The organism is Halomonas sp. (assembly GCF_029263665.1).
Taxonomy (GTDB): domain Bacteria; phylum Pseudomonadota; class Gammaproteobacteria; order Pseudomonadales; family Halomonadaceae; genus Halomonas.
In genome coordinates this window covers 250,667-270,412 of sequence record NZ_JAJUFQ010000002.1, presented here as the reverse complement: position 1 = coordinate 270,412, position 19,746 = coordinate 250,667, and the positions used below count along the sequence as shown (strand labels likewise).

The 19,746-nt window shown below is 56.7% G+C and carries 18 protein-coding genes; 13 read left to right on the top strand and 5 right to left on the bottom strand.

Features of this window, described 5'->3' with window-relative positions:
- The first annotated feature begins 42 nt into the window (after positions 1 to 42).
- Positions 43 to 1,383: a sodium-dependent transporter gene (locus tag Q1K07_RS03050; protein ID WP_300307601.1), complete on the top strand. Its 1,341-nt coding sequence runs from the start codon at positions 43 to 45 to the stop codon at positions 1,381 to 1,383.
- 285 nt (positions 1,384 to 1,668) lie between these two features.
- Here Q1K07_RS03050 and Q1K07_RS03045 read toward each other — a convergent pair whose 3' ends face one another.
- Entirely contained in the window at positions 1,669 to 1,875 is a 207-nt protein-coding gene (locus Q1K07_RS03045; protein ID WP_149286826.1) for a PA3496 family putative envelope integrity protein, read from the bottom strand.
- Between the two features lie 369 nt (positions 1,876 to 2,244).
- On the opposite strand from Q1K07_RS03045, the gene hexR reads away from it, so the two are divergent.
- The 9 genes from hexR to cysZ all read left to right on the top strand — a co-directional run bounded on the left by hexR (position 2,245) and on the right by cysZ (position 13,429).
- Positions 2,245 to 3,105, top strand: coding sequence for a transcriptional regulator HexR (hexR, locus tag Q1K07_RS03040; RefSeq protein ID WP_300307596.1), 861 nt, complete (start codon positions 2,245 to 2,247; stop codon positions 3,103 to 3,105).
- A 247-nt stretch (positions 3,106 to 3,352) separates the two neighbouring features.
- Entirely contained in the window at positions 3,353 to 5,554 is a 2,202-nt protein-coding gene (gene uvrD, locus Q1K07_RS03035) for a DNA helicase II (RefSeq protein WP_300307594.1), read from the top strand.
- A 181-nt stretch (positions 5,555 to 5,735) separates the two neighbouring features.
- Positions 5,736 to 6,833 (top strand): TRAP transporter substrate-binding protein, encoded by a 1,098-nt coding sequence (locus Q1K07_RS03030; protein WP_300307591.1) that lies wholly within the window; start codon positions 5,736 to 5,738, stop codon positions 6,831 to 6,833.
- The gene (locus Q1K07_RS03025) at positions 6,833 to 7,879 is read left to right on the top strand and encodes a phosphate ABC transporter substrate-binding protein (protein WP_300307588.1); all 1,047 of its coding nucleotides are present in this window, start codon (positions 6,833 to 6,835) and stop codon (positions 7,877 to 7,879) included. The genes Q1K07_RS03030 and Q1K07_RS03025 overlap by 1 nt, the downstream gene beginning before the upstream one ends.
- A gap of 279 nt (positions 7,880 to 8,158) precedes the next feature.
- A complete protein-coding gene (locus Q1K07_RS03020; RefSeq protein ID WP_300307585.1) occupies positions 8,159 to 9,367 on the top strand; it encodes an ABC transporter permease subunit in 1,209 nt (402 codons plus the stop codon).
- Positions 9,364 to 10,929 (top strand): phosphate ABC transporter permease PstA, encoded by a 1,566-nt coding sequence (gene pstA / locus Q1K07_RS03015; RefSeq protein WP_300307582.1) that lies wholly within the window; start codon positions 9,364 to 9,366, stop codon positions 10,927 to 10,929. The genes Q1K07_RS03020 and pstA overlap by 4 nt, the downstream gene beginning before the upstream one ends.
- 94 nt (positions 10,930 to 11,023) lie before the next feature.
- A complete protein-coding gene (gene pstB / locus Q1K07_RS03010) occupies positions 11,024 to 11,797 on the top strand; it encodes a phosphate ABC transporter ATP-binding protein PstB (RefSeq protein ID WP_300307579.1) in 774 nt (257 codons plus the stop codon).
- 21 nt (positions 11,798 to 11,818) lie between these two features.
- Positions 11,819 to 12,550 (top strand): phosphate signaling complex protein PhoU, encoded by a 732-nt coding sequence (phoU, locus tag Q1K07_RS03005; protein WP_149286834.1) that lies wholly within the window; start codon positions 11,819 to 11,821, stop codon positions 12,548 to 12,550.
- Positions 12,551 to 12,694: 144 nt separating this feature from the next.
- On the top strand, positions 12,695 to 13,429 hold the full coding sequence (cysZ, locus tag Q1K07_RS03000; RefSeq protein ID WP_300307575.1) for a sulfate transporter CysZ: 735 nt from the start codon (positions 12,695 to 12,697) through the stop codon (positions 13,427 to 13,429).
- Positions 13,430 to 13,527: 98 nt separating this feature from the next.
- Here the strand turns inward: cysZ and phoR are convergent, their stop codons facing one another.
- From phoR to Q1K07_RS02980, 4 genes are all read right to left on the bottom strand, one after another.
- Positions 13,528 to 14,850: a phosphate regulon sensor histidine kinase PhoR gene (phoR, locus tag Q1K07_RS02995; protein ID WP_300307572.1), complete on the bottom strand. Its 1,323-nt coding sequence runs from the start codon at positions 14,848 to 14,850 to the stop codon at positions 13,528 to 13,530.
- 35 nt (positions 14,851 to 14,885) lie between these two features.
- The gene (phoB, locus tag Q1K07_RS02990) at positions 14,886 to 15,575 is read right to left on the bottom strand and encodes a phosphate regulon transcriptional regulator PhoB (protein WP_149286837.1); all 690 of its coding nucleotides are present in this window, start codon (positions 15,573 to 15,575) and stop codon (positions 14,886 to 14,888) included.
- Between the two features lie 136 nt (positions 15,576 to 15,711).
- Positions 15,712 to 16,602 carry a 4-hydroxybenzoate octaprenyltransferase gene (gene ubiA / locus Q1K07_RS02985; protein ID WP_300307567.1) on the bottom strand — a complete coding sequence of 297 codons (891 nt, stop codon included), beginning with the start codon at positions 16,600 to 16,602 and terminating at the stop codon, positions 15,712 to 15,714.
- A gap of 265 nt (positions 16,603 to 16,867) precedes the next feature.
- On the bottom strand, positions 16,868 to 17,389 hold the full coding sequence (locus tag Q1K07_RS02980; RefSeq protein WP_300307564.1) for a chorismate lyase: 522 nt from the start codon (positions 17,387 to 17,389) through the stop codon (positions 16,868 to 16,870).
- 161 nt (positions 17,390 to 17,550) lie between these two features.
- Between Q1K07_RS02980 and Q1K07_RS02975 the strand changes: the two genes are divergently transcribed.
- The 3 genes from Q1K07_RS02975 (at position 17,551) to Q1K07_RS02965 (ending at position 19,680) form a co-directional block, all read left to right on the top strand.
- Positions 17,551 to 18,711 carry an FAD-dependent oxidoreductase gene (locus Q1K07_RS02975; protein WP_300307561.1) on the top strand — a complete coding sequence of 387 codons (1,161 nt, stop codon included), beginning with the start codon at positions 17,551 to 17,553 and terminating at the stop codon, positions 18,709 to 18,711.
- A gap of 199 nt (positions 18,712 to 18,910) precedes the next feature.
- Positions 18,911 to 19,186, top strand: a complete 276-nt coding sequence (locus Q1K07_RS02970) for an HU family DNA-binding protein (RefSeq protein WP_149286840.1) — start codon at positions 18,911 to 18,913, stop codon at positions 19,184 to 19,186.
- A gap of 137 nt (positions 19,187 to 19,323) precedes the next feature.
- Positions 19,324 to 19,680, top strand: a complete 357-nt coding sequence (locus tag Q1K07_RS02965; RefSeq protein ID WP_300307557.1) for a hypothetical protein — start codon at positions 19,324 to 19,326, stop codon at positions 19,678 to 19,680.
- Positions 19,681 to 19,746 lie beyond the last annotated feature (66 nt).

Here is a 19,746-nt window from a genome sequence, read left to right as displayed (position 1 = left end):
ATCCGATCGATCGATGACGACACGTACTCATAAGGGTGAAATATGTCGAAAACCAACCATGCGCAGTGGTCCTCGCGCTTTTCGTTCATTCTTGCCGCGACAGGCTCAGCGGTAGGCCTAGGCAACATCTGGAAGTTCCCCTATATGACGGGGGAGAGCGGTGGCGCAGCATTCGTTCTTGTTTATCTGTTATGTATCGCGCTGATTGGTTTGCCGATTCTGGTGACTGAGTGGATGCTCGGTCGGCGTGGACAGAGTAACCCGGTCAACACCATGGCGACAGTGGCAGAGCAGGCGGGCAAATCCCGCGCCTGGCTGCTGGTCGGTGTGGCAGGCGTATTGGGTGCCTTCCTTATTCTATCTTTCTACAGTGTCATCGGCGGCTGGTCGCTGTATTACACGCTCGGTAGTGTCACTGGTGATTTCTCCGGCCAGGATGCCGATGGCATCGGGGCTTTGTTCAACGGCATGCTGGCCAATCCAGGCTTGTTGCTGCTGTGGCATTCGATCTTCATGCTGCTGGTCATCGGCATTGTGGCTCGCGGTGTGACCAAGGGCCTTGAAGGGGCTGTCAATGTATTGATGCCTGCCTTGGCACTGTTGCTGGTGATTCTGATCGGCTATGGCATGACCACTGGCCACTTCGGCCAGGCAGTGGAATTCCTGTTCTCGCCGGATTGGAGCAAGCTCAATGGCGGAACCGTGCTTGCAGCGCTGGGGCATGCTTTCTTCACCCTGTCACTGGGCATGGGCATCATGCTGGCCTATGGGTCCTACCTTGGCAAGGAAGTCAATCTGATCAAGACTGCGCGGACGGTCGTGATCATGGATACTGTCATTGCACTTGGTGCCGGTCTGGCGATCTTCCCTATCGTATTCGCCAACGATCTGGATCTGGCATCAGGCCCAAGCCTGATCTTCGTGACTCTGCCCTTGGCCTTCGGCAACATGGGAGGGGGCACGATTCTTGGCTTGATGTTCTTCCTGTTGTTGACCTTCGCAGCCTTGACCTCGGCTATTTCCTTGCTTGAACCTGTGACCGAGTTCCTGGAAGAACGTACGCCGCTCAGTCGTGCTGCTTCTGCCATAGTAGCTGGCATTGGCGCTTGGGCATTGGGTATTGCTGCCCTGCTGTCGTTCAATGACTGGAGCAGTCTGACGCTGTTTGGTCTGGGTATCTTTGATCTTCTCGATAAGCTGACCAGCAAGTTCATGCTGCCTTTGACAGGCCTGGGAGCGATCATCTTCGCTGCCTGGGTGCTTGACAAGGATGTGGTGCGTGAAGAGCTGGGCCTGAGTGCCAATGGTTTCAAGGTGTGGAACCTGGTAACCCGCTTCGTTGCACCGATTGGTGTGCTGGTAGTGTTCTTCGCCAGCCTCTAGGAACAACAAGCCACTGAAAAATCAGAAGGGCTCGGCATTGGCCGGGCCCTTTTGCTGTTGCTGAGGCATTGTTCCTACAGTAAATCATGCGGCGACGAAGAGTTGGAGCACCTGCAGGCGAGCGCTCAGTAGATGGCCGCGCAAGTAGATGGCCGCGCAAGTAGATGACCGCATAAGTCAGTAGCGTGTCGTTGTATATGACGGGGAGTGTTCGTGGGGCTCCTCGCCAAGTCTACGCCGCTTGTAGAGATGAGCTGGCGTTAGTGCACTTTGGTCATTCCAGCATCAGTGCATGCCTTCGTCATCTTCCGGTAATTCTGCGATATCTTCGGACAGGCGCTTGAATTCTTCGTGAAGCTCGATACCGCGACGGGCGCGCAGGTTGCGCTGGGCGGCGGTACGAGAGCGCTGCTCGTGTTCAACGACTTCCATACTCATGAAAATGTCGAGGAGTTCACTCTTGACGGAGGTTAACCGTTCGACATTGCGCATGATCGACTCTCCTTTGCAGTGAAGTGGGAAACGGGGCCGATATTGTCGGCATCTCCGACGTTTCCAGGGTGCCGGCATCCAGGACGCTGCTCGACACTGCACTTTTTACTATACCCCAGTTGACAGAAAGATGACGAATCGTTCCCTGTGACCCGTAAAACCGCGAAAAGTGCCATGTGCTCTGGGTTTTGCAAAGATTTCATTGGTGGCCTAAAGCCAAATGAGGTAGACGTACAAGCGGGATAACGCGCATTCCCCTCAGGCTTGGGGCATACTGAAAAGAGGCAATGGCAAAGGTCAGGCGAGTGCCGGGTCTGGAGCTGCCCCCATTAGCTAGAGCCCCCCATTAGCTAGAGAAAGGAGTCTAGGGTGAGTCGTGCGCTGTTCGATGAAATGCGACGTCGCATGGAACACTTCCGGCGGTCCGAGCAGAAGGTAGCGCGTTTCGTGCTGCGTAACCCCGATGAAGTGATCCATATGCGTATCGTTGACCTCGCTACAGAAGCCAAGGTCAGCGAACCTACGGTGGTGCGTTTCTGTCGTGCACTGGGCTGCGGTGGTTTTCAGGATTTCAAGCTGAAGCTGGCTCAAATGCTGGCTTCGGGCAGTCAGTTTGCTCAGTTCTCGATGAACGATAGTGACTCTGTCGCTGAATTTTCCCAGAGCATCTTCGATTCTACGGTAGGGACTCTGTTGTCGGTGCGCGACCGCCTCGACAATGAAGCATTGAGCAAGGCCATCAACGCCCTGGCCATGGCCAATCGAGTGGAGTTCTATGGCTTTGGTGCTTCCGGAGCCGTAGCCTTCGATGCACAGCACAAGTTCTTCCGTCTGCAGATTTCTACCGCGGCCTATGCTGATCCGCATATGCAGAATATGTCAGCAGTGACCCTCAACGACGGTGATGTGGTTGTGGCGATTTCCCAGACCGGGCGCACCCGAGCGCTGGTAGCCAGTGTCAAGCTGGCGCGGGAAGCAGGCGCCACTGTCATTGGCCTGTGTCCCAGTGGCTCTCCATTGGCAGAAGAAGTCAATTTACCGCTGTATATAGATGTACATGAAGACACAGAGATCTACACACCCATGAGTTCGCGCATCGCTCATCTGGTGCTGATCGATGTGCTTGCCGTCGGTGTAGCCAAGACACGAGGCCCCAAACTCGCCGAGCAGTTGAAGTCGGTAAAGCGCAGCCTCAATCCCTTGCGTTATCCCGAGCCAGACGAAAGCTGAAAAAGACCATGCGGTAAGCTGTAGAGCTATAAGCGAAGGAATCTTTACACGGTTCTGTGAAGCGTTTTGAATCACTGGCTTACGGCTTACGGCTTACGGCTTACGGCTTACGGCTTACGGCTTACGGCTTACGGCTTACGGCTTACGGCTTACGGCTTACGGCTTACGGCTTCTTTTCCCCTGTCCATTCATCCAGCATTGCTATGATAGACTAGCCCTCCATTTGTGATCATGGCGGTGCCAGCCCATGGATGATTTGGCGATTCTAGATGCGCTCAACCCAGCTCAGTGCGAAGCGGTCAGAGCCCCCCAGGGCAATATGCTGGTGTTGGCTGGTGCCGGCTCTGGCAAGACTCGGGTGCTGGTGCATCGTATCGCCTGGTTGATGCAGGTCGAGGGTCTTTCTCCTTACGCCGTATTGGCAGTGACCTTTACCAACAAGGCGGCCCGGGAAATGCGTACACGCCTGGAGGCGTTGCTCAATATTTCCCTGCGACACGTCTGGGTAGGCACTTTTCACTCCATTGCCCACCGTCTACTGCGTACCCACTGGCAAGATGCCCGCCTGCCCCAGCACTTTCAAATCATCGACAGTGATGATCAGCTCAGGCTGGTCAAGCGTCTGCTCAAGGACAACAGCATCGATGACGAACGCTATCCACCGCGCCAGGTGCAATCGTTCATCTCCGGGTGCAAGGAAGAAGGCCTGCGTCCACATCAGGTGCGCACCCATGGCGATGCCTATGTAGAAACCATGGTGTCACTGTACGACATCTATCAACTGACCTGTGAACGTGGTGGTTTGGTGGATTTCGGTGAACTATTGCTGCGTAGTCTGGAGCTGTTACGTGATAATCCTGCGTTGTTGGCGCATTACCAGGAACGCTTTGCCCATGTACTGGTCGACGAGTTCCAGGATACCAATACGCTGCAATATGCCTGGTTGAAGCTTTTGACTGGGCAGAAGACACCGATGACGGTGGTCGGTGACGACGACCAGTCGATCTATGGCTGGCGTGGTGCCAGGGTGGAGAATATCCGGCGCTTCGAAGACGAGTTTCCCAATACCAAGGTGGTGCGCCTGGAACAGAATTATCGTTCCACCAGTGCCATCCTCGATGCCGCCAATGCATTGATCCGCCAGAATACGGATCGACTAGGCAAGGAGCTGTGGACCGAGGGTGAGCATGGCGAGCCCATCTCCGTATACGCTGGCTTCAACGACATGGAGGAAGCGCGTTTCATCGTTGATACCATCAAGGAGAAGGTGGATGAAGGCTTCCTGCGTCGTGATATTGCCATTCTCTACCGTTCCAATGCCCAGTCTCGTGTCATCGAAGAAACCTTGATCCGGCAGGGCATGCCCTATCGTATCTATGGTGGTCAACGCTTTTACGAACGCCTGGAAATCAAGAATGCCCTCGCGTACCTGCGCCTGCTGCTCAACCGTGATGACGATGCTTCTCTGGAACGAGTGATCAATGTGCCGGCACGCGGGATTGGCACTCGTACCGTGGAAGTCTTGCGTGAGCGTGCCCGGCATAGTGAGGTGTCGTTATGGCAGGCGCTTCATGATGCCTTGTCAGATGGAATGCTGAAGGGGCGGGCGGGCAATGCGGTCAAGGCCTTTGCCGATCTGATCGAGAGTCTGGACAACGAGACGTCTGGCCTGCCGCTTCACGAAATTATCGAGCACGTCAACGAACACTCGGGACTTATCGAGCACCATCGCAGTGAAAAGGGTGAAAAAGGTCAGGCTCGGGTAGAGAACCTGGAAGAATTGATCAACGCTGCTCGTGCTTTCACCCAAGGGGAGAGCCTGGAGACCATTGAAGCGGGTGAGGGCATGGCAGCCCTGGAAGCTTTCCTGGCCGAGGCAGCGCTCAATGCGGGCGAGCATGAGGCGGACGAGTTCGAGGACTGTGTGCAGCTGATGACGCTGCATTCTGCCAAGGGGCTGGAGTTTCCAGTGGTCTTCATTGCTGGTGTCGAGGAAGGGCTCTTCCCACACCGGATGTCCATCGAAGAGGACGGGCGCCTCGAAGAAGAGCGCCGCCTGTGTTATGTCGGTGTGACTCGGGCCATGCGCAAGCTCTATCTTACCCATGCAGAAATTCGTCGCATGCATGGCAAGGAAACCTTTCAGCGTCCCTCGCGTTTCCTGCGGGAAATTCCTGACTCCCTGCTTGAGGAAGTGCGCTTGCGTGGCCAGATTTCGCGGCCTGTCAGTTCACGTCCTCAACCTGCGCGCTGGCGTCAGACCGAAGTGGCTGCCAGTGACAATCATCCAGCACTGTCCTTGGGGCAACGTGTGATGCACCCCGTCTTTGGTGAAGGCGTCATTCTCAATGCTGAAGGAGAAGGTGAGCGTGCCAGAGTTCATGTCAGCTTCGAAGGTGTAGGAGATAAATGGCTGGTACTGGGGTTTGCCAAACTGACACCGCTATGAATACCAGGGAGAAGTCCCGAGACTGCTGACAAAGGTCACGAATGTCGTTTGTCTGTAGCCTTGTGGCCGTTTTCTTGCCCGGCAATTTACCTATACCGCATACTGCCTGACGGATATTGCACCGGGTGCAGGCCATGACCTTACCCCGGGGCGGAAATAATAAACTCAGGAGCATGCTTTCATGCAGCGTCGTTCTTTCCTCAAGACCGCAAGTCTCGGTGCGGCCGGTGCCGTTGCAGCCCCCTTCGTCAATACCAGAACTGCCAATGCCCAGGACACGATTACCTGGAACATGGTGACATCCTGGCCCAAGAACTTTCCTGCTCTAGGGACAGGGGCCAGCCAACTGGCCGAACGGATCGAAGCGATGTCCGGTGGCCGCCTGAAGATCAAGGTACATGGCGCTGGCGAGATGGTACCCGCAATGGAAGTATTCGATGCCGTCTCGCAAGGGACGGCTGAAATGGGGCATTCTGCGTCTTATTATTGGCGCGGTAAGGTTGCCGCTTCCCAGTTCTTCACTGCCGTGCCTTTTGGCATGACGACCACGGAGACCAATGCCTGGCTGTATAACGGCGGCGGCATGGAATTGTGGGATGAGCTGTATGCCAAGCACAACCTCAAGCCCTTCGCGGTAGGCAATACCGGGGCTCAGGCGGCGGGGTGGTTCAAGAAGGAAATCAAGTCGCTGCAGGACATGCAGGGTCTCAAGTTACGCCTGCCTGGCTTGGCTGGCGAAGCCATGAATGAGATTGGCGTTACGACCATGACCACCCCAGGATCAGAGATATTCACCTCTCTGGAAACGGGAGTGCTGGACGCTGCTGACTGGGTCGGCCCATATAACGATCTGGCTTTTGGACTGCACCAGGTGGCCAAGTATTACTACACGCTGGCCTGGAATGAGCCGAGTGCAATCCTTGAAGGGACAGTGAATCTGGATGCCTGGAATGCGCTGCCGGATGATCTCAAGGCAGTGGTGAGCGAGGCTACCAAGGCTGCCAACCTGTCCATGATCAGTGAGTTTGCCATGCGCAATGCAGAAGCGCTGAAGACGCTGGTGGACGAGCATGGTGTCGAAGTGCGTGCCTTCCCCGATGATGTCATGGAAGCATTGTATGCCGCTTCCAGGAAAGTCATTCAGGCCCAGGTCGATAACGACCCCGATTCTGCCAAGGTCTATGAATCCTACAAGAACTTCCAGGCCAAGTTGCGCCCGTTCACGGATGTGAGTGAGTTCGCTTATCTGAAGGCCCGCGATAAGGTGGTAACGGACTGATGCCTATGCAGCAGGAGGGAGCGGCAGTCGTTCGCGGCTGGGGGCGGTGTCTTCTGCTGCAATGCCGTGTGGCTTTTCATGGCATGTTTGTCCGTCGTTTCTCCAGGCTGATGCAAGGCCTGGTGCTGGGGCTTCTGGGTTTCTTGCCGCCGGTATCGCATGCCCATGATGTGTTGGGTAACCTCAATGCCGTAGGGTCCGACACCATGGCGGAACTCATGCTGCGTTGGGGCGAACGCCTGGAGCAAAGTCATCCCGGTGTTCGCCTGCAATTGCAGGCCAGTGGTTCTGCCAGTGCGCCGGCAGCACTGATAGCAGGAACAACCCTGCTGGGGCCCATGTCACGCCAGATGTTGCCCAGAGAGCGTGCCAGCTTCACCGAACGCTACGGTTATCCGCCAACGGCCATTACGGCAGGAAAGGACGCTCTGCTGGTCGTGGTCAATCGCCACAATCCGATTGAATCCCTGAGCTTGCGTCAACTGGACGCGATCTTTTCCGATAATCGTCAGTGTGGTGGCGAAGAAGCCATCGAACAGTGGCAGCAACTCGGTCAGGATGAGCCGCCGGGCCGTATCCATCTGTATGGACGCAACCGTGTTTCGGGGACCCATGCAATGTTCAGGCGCATTGCGCTCTGCGGTGGTTATTTTCGTAACAAGGTCAATGTCTTTCCGGGGTCCGCCGCTGTGGTTTCCGCTGTGGGCAGCGATCCTCTAGGAATCGGTTATGCAGGTCTGAACCATCTCACTGCGGATGTGCATGTGGTGGCCATTGGAGAACCAGGGCAGGCCGTTGTACCTAGTCGTCAGACACTGCGCAACAATCAGTATCCGATGGCCCGTCATCTGCTGATCTATGCCAACCTGCCACCCGGTGGCAGCCTGCCGCCAACGGAACAGGCTTTCCTGGACCTGGTGCTTTCTCCTTCTGGGCAGGAAATCGTGGAAGAGCTAGGTTTTGTCACTTTGTCCATACCGCAGTTGAACCTGCAGCGTCGTCAATTAGGATTGCCTGAACTGGGCAGTAAGGATGATGTACGCTGACGATGAGCCATGTTGAACATGAGGCGATTCCATCGCCATCCGGTCTTGGATAGAACTTCATTTGGTAGAACTCCATTAGATAAAGCTCCAGGCATCGCTGTCATCTTAATGTCATGATTTTGTCTTAACTTTACGCTAGGGAAATACAGCAAGAATTTCTACAAAGGTGGCCTGAAAGTGGCGGTGTTTATCCCGGTGGCAGGCTGATTCAACATTTCCTCATATCCCGGGTCGTACATTGCTTGCGGCCTTGCAGCCGTTCCTGTTGGACACTCGTACATGCCAGAACCCGTGCCATTCAGCTCGCTTCATCGCCATCGCCAGCGGCGTGATCGACTCGCTACTGCCCTGATCACCGCCGGAGGTGTCGGCGTGCTGTTAGCTGTGCTGGCGATCGGCATCTTTCTAGTGACGGGAGTCTTGCCGCTGTTTCTCTCAGATAACGGGCCAAGCCTGACCGCATTATGGCAGCCACAGGCCAATGTCGATGGTGTGGTCGAATATCGCTGGTTACCGGAAAGCCTGAAAGGGGGAGGGATTCCCCAGGTGAATCTGCTACCCCTCGTCTGGGGGACCCTGGAGGCCGCGTTGTGGGCTCTGGTCTTGGCCATTCCACTGGCCCTGGGGGCAGCCGCCCATTCCAGTCTCTTCATGTCGCCCAGGCTGCGTCATCGCATTCGCCCGACCCTGGAGTTGATGGAAGCCATGCCCAGTGTGGTCCTGGGCTTCATTGCCGGGCTTGTTCTGGGCCCATGGGTGGAACGCCACCTGGCCGAAACCTTTACGGTCATTGCTGCTCTGCCCTTGGGAATATTGCTGGTGGCAGGATTGCGACGCTGCCTGCCGGGGGCAATTCGACATTGGCTCTCGTTGCGCTGGGCGGCGCTGTGGTTGATTCCATGCCTGGCAGGGAGCGTCATCGTTGCGCTGTGGGGAGCATCATACTGGGAAAACCTATGGTTTGACGGTGATTTGCGCGCCTGGATAGAAATACATCTGGGGCTTGATGTGCAGGCTCGTAATGCGTTGATTCTGGGATTGGCCATGGGCTTTGCCGTGATGCCCGGGATCTATGCCTTGGCTGAAGATGCACTTTCAGATGTCCCCAAGGAGCTTTGCGAAGGAGCCCAGGCCATGGGTGCGACTCGCTGGCAAACCCTGACCAAGGTGATGCTGCCAGTGGCATTACCCGGAATTTTTTCTGCTGTCATGATCGGGGCTGGGCGTGCCGTCGGAGAGACCATGATTGTTCTGATGGCCAGTGGCAATACCGCCCTGATGAGTGCCAACCCGCTTGACGGACTACGGTCGCTGGCATCCAGCATTGCCATTGAGCTACCTGAAGCAGTAATGGGCAGCTCTCATTATCGGTTACTGCTGCTGGCGGCCCTGGCACTGTTCATCTTCACTTTCGTGGTCAATACCCTGGCTGAAGTGGTTCGTTCTCGGCTGCGCCAGCGTCTGGTACGCCAGCGGAGCATGCGATGAAGATTCCCGGCCATGCAGCAGCGACGGGAGCGTCTCGACGCTGGCAGGGTGAAGGGCCCTGGGCTTGGTTGTCTGCCGCAGCCGTAGCGCTTTCACTGTTGATGCTGGGAGCATTGCTGGTATTGCTGGCCACTCGGGGGTTGGGGCACTTCTGGCCAGCGGATCTGCATCAACTGAGGCTTGCCGATGGGCAGCGCCTGATAGGGGTTCCTGTAGAGACACGCCAGCTGCCAGATGATTCTGGGTATGAACGGCGCTATTTCACTGCCAATCGTGACCATCAAGGCGGAATCTGGACCTGGGTGGCAGAGGATGCCATTGAACAGGATCGTACGCCGAATGATCTGATTGTTCTGCAGCGTGGGCGCTGGGGCGCTTTCTTTGGACGCCTGGTGGCCGTGGTGACAGAAACGGAACGCTTCGGAGGCGATCGGGCCTGGCAGGCATTGCGGCAACGCCTCGACCATCTTGAGGAGCTGCGCCAGCAGAGTGAATCCCTGAGGCGTGACCATATCCTTCCGCTGATTCGGCAGATGGAGCGGATGAAGGAGCATTCACGTCTCAGTGAACAGCTCACCGAGTTGGAGCAGCAGGCACTGACATTGCAGCGGGCCATGACGGGCACGGTACTGGTGCTTGAGACCGCCGATGGCAAACGTTTTGAGCAACCGCTGGAAAGTGTGCTGGATGCATGGCATCCCAACAGCATGGGAAGTGTCGAGAAACTGGCCCACTGGTCCAGGGGAGTCTGGCAGTTCCTTTCTGAAGGGCCGCGTGATGCCAACGCTGCGGGAGGCGTCTGGCCGGCTATCTTTGGTACGGTATTGATGGTGATGCTGATGTCATTGCTGGTCACTCCCTTTGGCGTGTTGGCAGCCGTCTATCTCAATGAGGTCGCTCATCAGGGGAGACTGACTCGCTGGGTACGTATCGGCGTACGTAACCTCGCAGGGGTGCCGTCCATCGTCTATGGCGTATTTGGTCTAGGGGTCTTTGTCTATGGTATCGGCGGTAGCCTGGATCGACTGTTCTATGCCGATACCTTACCGTCGCCGACTTTTGGTACCGGAGGCCTGTTGTGGGCCTCATTGACGCTGGCATTGCTCACGCTTCCCGTGGTGATCGTGGCAACGGAGGAAGGACTTGCGCGGATTCCGCTACATCAGCGTGAGGGAGCGCTAGCCCTGGGAGCGACCCATTTCGAGACATTGACGCGGGTGGTGCTGCCTATGGCGACACCGGCTATGCTGACGGGGGTGATTCTGGCCGTGGCCCGAGCAGCGGGTGAGGTGGCACCGTTGATGCTGGTCGGAGTGGCCAAGCTGGCGCCTCAAGTACCGGTGGACGGAGAGTTTCCTTTCCTCCATCTTGAAAGGAAGTTCATGCATCTGGGATATCACATCTACGATGCTGCCTTTCATTCCAATGATGTACAGGCTGCATTACCACTGGTCTATGCCACAGCGCTATTGTTGGTACTCGTGATTCTTGTCCTTAACCTGACTGCAATATTCTTGCGTCATTATCTGCGTTTGCGTCACGGCGTGCCTGTGCGTCGTTGAGGCTGGGAGAGTGTCCGTATTGGTCAACAGCACATCCGTCCATCAAGCGTCTGCACATGAAGAAGCGCCGGAGCATCCGGTTCGTGGAGCAATCATGGAATTTGCCCGCGAGAAGGCCAGCCTGGATATCCAGGGGCTGACCTTGTCATATGCCGGAAAGCCAGCCTTGAAGGACCTGACCTTGCGTATACCTCGCAACAAGGTGACGGCGTTCATTGGCCCATCCGGTTGTGGCAAATCGACCTTGTTACGTTCGCTGAACCGCCTCCATGACCTTAACGAGGATGTTACCCGCGAGGGCAGTATTCACCTGGAAGGTCACGATATTCATGACCCCCGGGTCTCGGTGGCGGAGTTGCGTCGTCGGGTCGGAATGGTGTTCCAGGCACCGAACCCTTTTCCCATGTCGATCTACGAGAATGTCGCTTTTGGCTTGCGTCTGCAGGGAAGGATGAGCAAGCGTCGTATCGATGATGTCGTGGAATGGGCACTGAAATCTGCAGCGCTATGGGATGAGGTCAAGGGGCGTCTTCGGGCTTCGGCCTGGTCGTTGTCCGGTGGTCAGCAGCAACGCCTGGTGATTGCCCGGACCCTGGCAGTAGAGCCGGAAGTGTTGTTGCTGGACGAACCAGCTTCTGCTCTGGATCCGATTTCCACACTGAAGATCGAAGAGCTGATCCGCACACTGAAGCCGCATCTGACCTTGGTCCTGGTCACCCACAACATGCAGCAGGCTGCACGAGTCTCCGACTACACAGCTTATCTGCACAACGGTGAACTGGTGGAGTATGGCCCGACTGACACGCTGTTCACGCATCCGCGCCTGAGGCGCACAGAGAACTACATTACCGGGCGCATGGTCGGCTGACCGCCCCGTCAGGAGAGACTCATGGAGATCACCAGCGATACCCATAGCCAGCATATCTCACGTCAGTTCAACCACGAACTCGAAGAGCTCAAGACCCATCTGATGGCCATGGGAGGCCTTGTCGAGAAGCAGGTGCAGGATGCCGTCAGCGCCTTGCTGGATGGTGACTCCGAGCTGGCCGAGCGGGTGGTCGACAATGATCGTGCTGTCAATGACATGCAAATCAAGATCGACGATGAATGCACTCGTGTGCTGGCCCGTCGCCAGCCGGCCGCTTCAGACCTGCGTTTGGTATTGGCGGTGATTCGTGCAGCTTCGGACCTCGAACGGATCGGCGACGAAGCCAGCAAGATCGCGCGCAATGCCATCGATCTGGTGGAATCCAACAGTGGTAGCAAGGGGTTCGTCGAAGTACGCAACATCAGTGAGCATGTGCGCCGCATGGTGCGCGACTCCCTGACATCTTTTGCTCGCTTTGACACTGAGCTTGCTCTGGAAGTGATGCAGGAAGACGATCGTGTCGACTCTGAATACCAGAGCGCCATGCGTTCCTTGATGACGTTCATGATGGAAGATGCGCGCTCGATTTCTCCTGTTCTGGGGATCATGTGGGTGCTGCGTGCATTGGAACGTATCGGTGATCATGCCAACAATCTGGCAGAATATGTCATCTACCTGGTCAAGGGGCTGGATATTCGCCATACCGACCCTGATGACCTGGACCAGGACATGATCAACAGCCCGAAGACTTGACCTGAACGTCATCAGCGGCGTCAATTATCCCGCCCGCAAGAGGTTGGATAAGATCCTCAGGGCCACCTTTACGGTGGCCCTGTGTATTGGGACATATTCAGGTATTGGGGCATATTCAGGAATCTCGATGACAGGAATTGCGACATGCTGAATGCGCTTGACGCGCTGAGACGTGGTACACGTGCGGTCTACAGCCGTGGTCTACGCCGCTACGTGTTTCTACCGATACTGATCAATCTACTGGTCTATATCGGTACTCTTAGCTATGTGCTGACTCATTTCGGAGGCTGGCTGGATGGTTGGATGGCCATGGTGCCTGGTTGGCTCAGTTGGCTGGAATGGCTGATCTGGCCATTGTTCCTGGTCAGCCTGGTGGTGATCGTGCTGTTTTCCTTCACCTTGGTCACCCATCTGATCGCCGCCCCCTTCTATGGCTTTCTGGCAGCCAAGGCTGAGGTCGAGCTGACTGGGCGTGAACCGAGTGACGACCGCGGTCTGCTCAAGACAGGAATTGATACCCTGGGGCGCGAGCTGGTCAAGCTGGTATATATTCTGCCGCGCATGCTGGTGCTGTTCATCATCAGCTGGATTCCGCTGATCAACCTGTCGGCTCCCATACTATGGGCCATGTTCAGCGCTTGGATGATGGCCATTACCTACCTTGATTACCCCATGGATAACAACAAGGTCAGCTTTGCTGATATGCGCAAACGCTTATCAGCTCGTTGGTGGCCAAGCATGACCTTTGGTGGCTGGGTGACCCTGATTACCTGGGTTCCGTTGGCCAACCTGTTCCTGATACCGGGTGCTGTCGTGGCAGCAGTACTGATGTGGGATCAGCATTATCGGCAATTGCCTGCTCTTACCAAGACCTCCTGATATACATTGAGCAGTAGACAACCAAGGCTCCTGTCAGGAGCCTTGGTTGTTTTTGTGCCATCGATGGTCAGGTGTTTTCGCCGGTCTGATGGATAGCATTAGGCTTGATTGACGTGGGCATCGTTGGCGGCTTCATCGACCAGCCGCTTGGCCGGGAACACACAGCGGAAGGTGGCGCCGGCACCCAGCTGGGAGCTGATGTCCAGGCGAGCCTCGTGGCGCAGCAGGACATGCTTGACGATGGCCAGGCCCAGGCCGGTACCACCCGTGGCAGTGCTGCGGCCCTTGTCGACGCGATAGAAGCGTTCGGTCAGGCGTGGGATATGGCGTGGGTCGATACCTTCTCCATCATCTTCGACCTCAAGGCAGGCTCCCCCCTGGCAACTACGCCAGCGCAATTGAATATGGGCATCATCACCGGCATAGCGCACGGCATTGAAGGCCAGATTGGACAAGGCACTGTGGATTTCCTTCTCGCTGCCCCACAGGCCGTGTGAATCCTCGATACTGACCTCGATGGTCTGACGGCCATTGGACAAGGCCTGGGCATCACGCTGGACCGCACTCAGAAGTGAGGCGGGATCGAGGTGCACATGATCGCTACCGCCTTGATCATTCTCCAGCCGGGACAGCAGCAGCAGGTCTTCGACCAGGTGCTGCATACGCTGGGTCTGGCCCTGCATTTGTTCGATACCTCGGCCCAGGCGGGGCGGCAACATGTCGGCCATATCGCTGTAGGTTTCCAGGTAACCGGTCAACACGGTCAGTGGAGTACGCAGTTCATGGGATACATTGGCCACGAAATCCCGGCGAATCTGTTCAAGGCGATGCAGCCGAGTGATGTCCCGGGCCATGAGCAGGCGTTCATCATCACCGTAAAGGGTGATCTGGAACTGCAGCATCATGTTCTCGTCGATAGGGGAGGGTAACGACAGAGGCTCACGATAGTCTCGGGCGTTGAAGTAGCTGACGAAGCGTGGGTCCCGTAACAGGTTGGTGATGTGCTGGCCACGATCCAGGGCAGCCTTGAGCCCCAGCATGCGCTCAGCAGCACTGTTCCACCATTCCAGGTCGCCATGGCGGTCCAGCATGACCACGCTGTCGCGCATGGCCTCTGAGGACTCCTGAATACGCTGAAGCGTGGAACGCAGGCGTCGCTGAGTGATGCGCTGGCCTTTCTGATAACGGTAAAGACGATCGAACAGTTCACCCCAAAGTCCGCTGGCCGTTGGTGGTTCCTGCTGCGGGCGGTGAGTCAGCCAGTCATACATGGCATGCAGCTGACGCAAATGGAAGATCAAGGCGATGGCCAGACCCAGGATGATGCCAATGGTCGACAGAGAAAACGGCCAGCCAAGAATGCCGCCGACGACGACCAGAATAGCCAGTCGCCAGAACTCACGTCGCCACAAGCGTCCCACTTCAGATCTGCACCTTAGCCAACGCCAGGGCCTCTTCAGACCTTGGCCGAGAAGCGATAGCCGGTGCCACGCACCGTCTGGATCAATTGCTGATGCGGCTCACCGAGTGCCTTGCGCAGGCGACGGATATGCACGTCCACAGTACGTTCCTCCACATAGACATTGCCGCCCCATACCTGGTCGAGCAACTGGCCGCGCGTGTAAGCACGCTCCTGATGTGTCATGAAGAACTGTAGCAGGCGATATTCGGTAGGACCCATTTCCAGGGACTTGCCATCGATGCTGACCCGATGGCTGACCGGGTCCAGCATCAGACCATCGACTTCGACCGGGTCCTCGACACCACGCGGCGTTGCCCGGCGCAGTACGGCCTTCAGCCGCGCAACCAGCTCACGAGGGGAGAACGGTTTGGTGATGTAATCATCCGCGCCGGACTCCAGTCCCTGAATCTTGTTATCTTCCTCGCCCTTGGCGGTGAGCATGATGATGGGAAGCTCAGCCGTGGTTTCCTCACGCTTGAGTCGACGTGCCAGCTCGACACCACTGGTACCGGGCATCATCCAGTCCAGCAACACCAGGTCAGGTTGATGGTCGACGATCATGGCATGGGCGGACTGGGCATTGTTGGCCTCAATCACGCGATAGTCGGCCATTTCCAGGGCCACCGCGATCATCTCGCGAATCGGCGCTTCATCGTCGACGATCAGTACGGTTTTAGCAGTCATCCTGGGGGCCTCGTGATCTGGAACTTTTGACAGGACGGTGAAGATGACAGCATGTATTTATGACAGTCACGTTACAGTCTGGCGTGAAACGCGCAGAAATCCCAGAAAAAGGGCCTTTTGAAGCCATATTTTCCGTTTACAGCCCTGGATAGAGACTGAGCGCGACACCTGCAAAGACCATCAGGCCAGACCAGTGATTGTTGAGGAATGCCTGAAAACAACGGTCGCGATCACGATCACGGATAAGGCGCTGCTGATGGATGAAGGTGGCAGCCATACCGGCCAGACCAAGCCAGTAGAACCCTCCCAGTCCAATCTGGCTCCCGGCGATGATCAACAACACCAGTGTGGCAATCTGCAGCAGGCCAATGATCAGACAGTCATATTTGCCGAACAATACGGCAGTGGACTTGATGCCGACTCTGAGATCATCGTCGCGGTCGACCATGGCGTACTGAGTGTCATAGGCCACGGTCCACAGCACATAGGCAAAGAACAGCCACCAGGCCACAGGAGGCACCGTTTCCTGTACCGCGCCGAAGGCCATGGGAATACCCCAGGAAAAAGCCGCACCCAACACGACCTGGGGGAAATGGGTGTAGCGCTTCATGAACGGATAGGTAGCGGCCAGGGCGGCACCGATCAATGATAGCCAGACCGTGAAACCGTTGGTGAACCAGACCAGCACAAATGCGGCCAGCAACAGAGTGACGAACAGCACCTTGGCTTCACGCTCACTGATGCGTCCGGTGGCCAATGGGCGGTTCCTGGTGCGCTTGACATGGCCATCGAAGTTACGGTCCGCATAGTCATTGACGATGCAACCTGCTGCGCGCATCAAATATACCCCTGCCACGAAGATCAGCAGGATGTCACGCGGCGGAACACCCTCGGCAGCGATCCATAGTGCCCACAGGGTGGGCCACATCAGCAACCAGGTACCGATAGGACGATCCAGGCGCATCAGGGCGAGGAAGTCGGGTAAACGGGTCAGCAGTCCAGTCGGGCGCAGCAGGGATCGGTCCATCGGGCTTTCTCGTAGATTGTTTCAGTGTCATCCCGTGCATCGAAGCACGATACACCGGAGAACGGTACATCGAAGAACGATGCATGGAATGACAATGTTTGAAAAGAGCGCTAGGGAATCTCTGAAGTAAGTCGTCGAGCGGGCCAGGATGCCATGATGGGACCGCGCGGACACTCGATGAGAGATTCCTTGAGAAGAACGTTTGATAACAATGCGCTGGGCCAGACTAGCGCGGCAGGCAACGCTTTGCCAGTTCGGCAATGATTCAGCAGGGTAGTCCCAAGGCCTCGGCCATCTGTGGCAGGAAAGCTTCCTGGACCAGCACCGACCAACCTGAATGACGAAATACCGAGCGGCGTTGCCACAGGCCAGTATGTCCCTGGATCGAACGTGGCGCATGGCTGATTTCGATGGGGCCACGCTCCAGGTCTGGCTGGCGAAACAGCCAACTGCCTAGCGAAGTCTCGCCCAGGCCCCGAAATGGTGCTGCATGGCATGAACCCAACGGTGCAATCGAGCGTGCCACGACCCAAGGGGTATCGTCGACGCACAGTGCTACTTCGCGCACCCAGGTGTGCCGCTCTGGAGGGAGCAGAAGCGCCATGGACTCGTCCCGATAGGGCTGGTCGCGGCCTTCATTGAGCAACTGGACACGAAAGGGATGCTCGCCAGCGGCTTGGATTAGACGGTGGGTCAGAGAATCACGGGAGGCGACCCAATGCCACCAGGCCACACTCATTCTAGGACGGGCGGTGGACACGGGATGCCAGTGCGGGTCTTGTGCCATGGAGCTTCGGGGATTCCAGTGAAAAGCGGTCGATACGACAGGACGGTCCTCTCCGCGGACGATCCATTCAGCGTGAGACTGAGTGCAGTTTGTCAGCTGTCCCAGCGTTGGCATAGTGTAACATCTCGGCTTCAGCGCCATCAGGACAGGAAGGAACCACAATGCAAGCTCCCTTGACCATCATCGGCACCGGCATGGCTGGCATCGGTCTTGCTCGTCAGGTACGTGCACTGGACAGCCGCCGTCCTATCACCTTGATCAGTGCAGATTCCGCCGATGACTACTCCAAGCCGCTATTGTCGACGGGGTTTGCCAAGCGTTTACCTCCCCACAAGCTGGCGGCGCGCTCTGCCCTGGAACTTGCCGATCAACTGAGTGTGGTGGTGCGTTCCAGTACGCGAGTGGACAGCATTGATTGTGCTGCCAATGAGCTGATGCTGGGGCCTGAGAGGCTGCCGTACGGAAATCTGGTCATTGCCACCGGAGCGGTGCCGGTACCGCCCTTCTCGTGGTCGGAGCAACTGGTGGGACGCGTCTTCTCGATCAATGATCTGGATGATTATCGTGTCTTCCATGCGGCACTTGAATCCCTTGGTCGACCCGCCCGGATTGCCATTATCGGACTCGGCCTGGTGGGCTGTGAGTTTGCCAACGACCTGCATGCTGGTGGGCACAGCGTGTCTCTCATAGGCCCCGAACGAGCCCTGCTGCCGCGTCTGTTGCCGGAACCCCTGGGACTGGCCCTGGGGCGGGCATTCCTGCGCGCTGGCATGCATCTGCATTACGGCCGTCTGGTAACAGCAATTCACCCGGCGGGCGAGGATGTCGATCTGACCCTGGATGATGGTGAAGGGATCGGTGCTGATCTGGTATTGATTGCCACCGGGCTGCGACCGCGGGTTGAGCTGGCTGAAGCTGCAGGAATCGATGCTGGTCCAGATGGCATTCGGGTGAATCGTTACCTGGCCACCAATGTCGAAAATATTCATGCACTGGGTGATGTGGCTTTAGTGGATGGGATCAACGCCATGTATGTCCAGCCATTGCAGGCCTCGGTAAAAGCCCTGGCGGCAACGCTCACTGGCAACCCTACCCAGGTTCGCTACGGCCCATGGCCTGTGCTGGTCAAGACGCCGTTGCTGCCAGTGGTATCGTTGCCTCCGATCCATGAACGAGTGACGTGGCGTATCGAAGCCGACGGCGAGGATATGGCAGCGCTAGCAGAGGATGAAACTGGCCAACTTCAGGGTTTTGCGTTGACTGGCAGGTGTGTTCGTCGAAAAGTCGAACTGGCGCGTTCAGCCCCGCCGTTGCTAGGCTAGATGGGTCAACACCTTCGTTCGGCTCTGGACCGCAGGACGTAGCGTCGTTGCAAGTGCCACTTTTCCGTCATGTTTTATCGTTGAGTTGCGTATCAAGCCTCAGTGGCATGAATGGACGGTGGATCTAATAAAGGATATGAAGGTATAAGAATGACACCGGTGACATTTTTTCCGGTGATGCCAAACTCAGGAGGGCTGTATGCGCAAGCCAGAACTCGCTGCGGCGATTGCCGAGCGTGCTGATCTTTCCAAGGACAAGGCCAGTCAAGTGCTGAACGTGATTCTCGATGAGATCACAGGTAGTGTGGCACAGGGCCAGGATGTGGCGCTGATCGGCTTCGGCACCTTCACCGTGCGCGAGCGTGCCGCCCGCACCGGTAAGAACCCGCAAACCGGCCAGCCTCTGGCCATTCCTGCAAGCAAGACTGTTGCCTTCAAGCCTGGCAAAGGGCTTAAGGACGCCGTCGCGAAGTAAGCTATCGGCTGGTAACAGTCACGGCTACTGAGACGTGTGACATCGCGGCCCGGGAAACCGGGCCGCGCATTGTGTCCTCTGGGATGATGTCCTCTGGGATTGTGATCTTGGGATAGTGAGCGGAATTTCGAGGCGATATGACGCTGAAACTGATGCTGTGGCTGTTGGGTGTCATGCTGAAACGTGCTAACCGAAAGAAGCCACGTTTCCGTGAGCGGCTTGCAGAGATGGGTGATCTGGATTGGGGGATTGCTACCGAAGACCTTTCCATCGCCCGCCACTATCGAATGAGTCAAGATGAGATGATCAGCAAGCCGGGTCTTCCGGTGGATCTTGATCTGGAACTGCGTTTTCGTGATGCCCAGAGCGCAGTCGCACTACTCAAGCGTCCCACCCAGCGTGCTTTTCTCGATGCTCTGGTCGATGATCGTCTGCGTGTGGTGGGGGATACCAAGGACCTGGATCGATTGCAGCGCTTGCTCAAGCATCTTTAGGACCAGCTGTAAGCTAGAAGTTACAAGCTCTAAGCAACCCTAAACCCGAAGATATAGAGTTCGGCA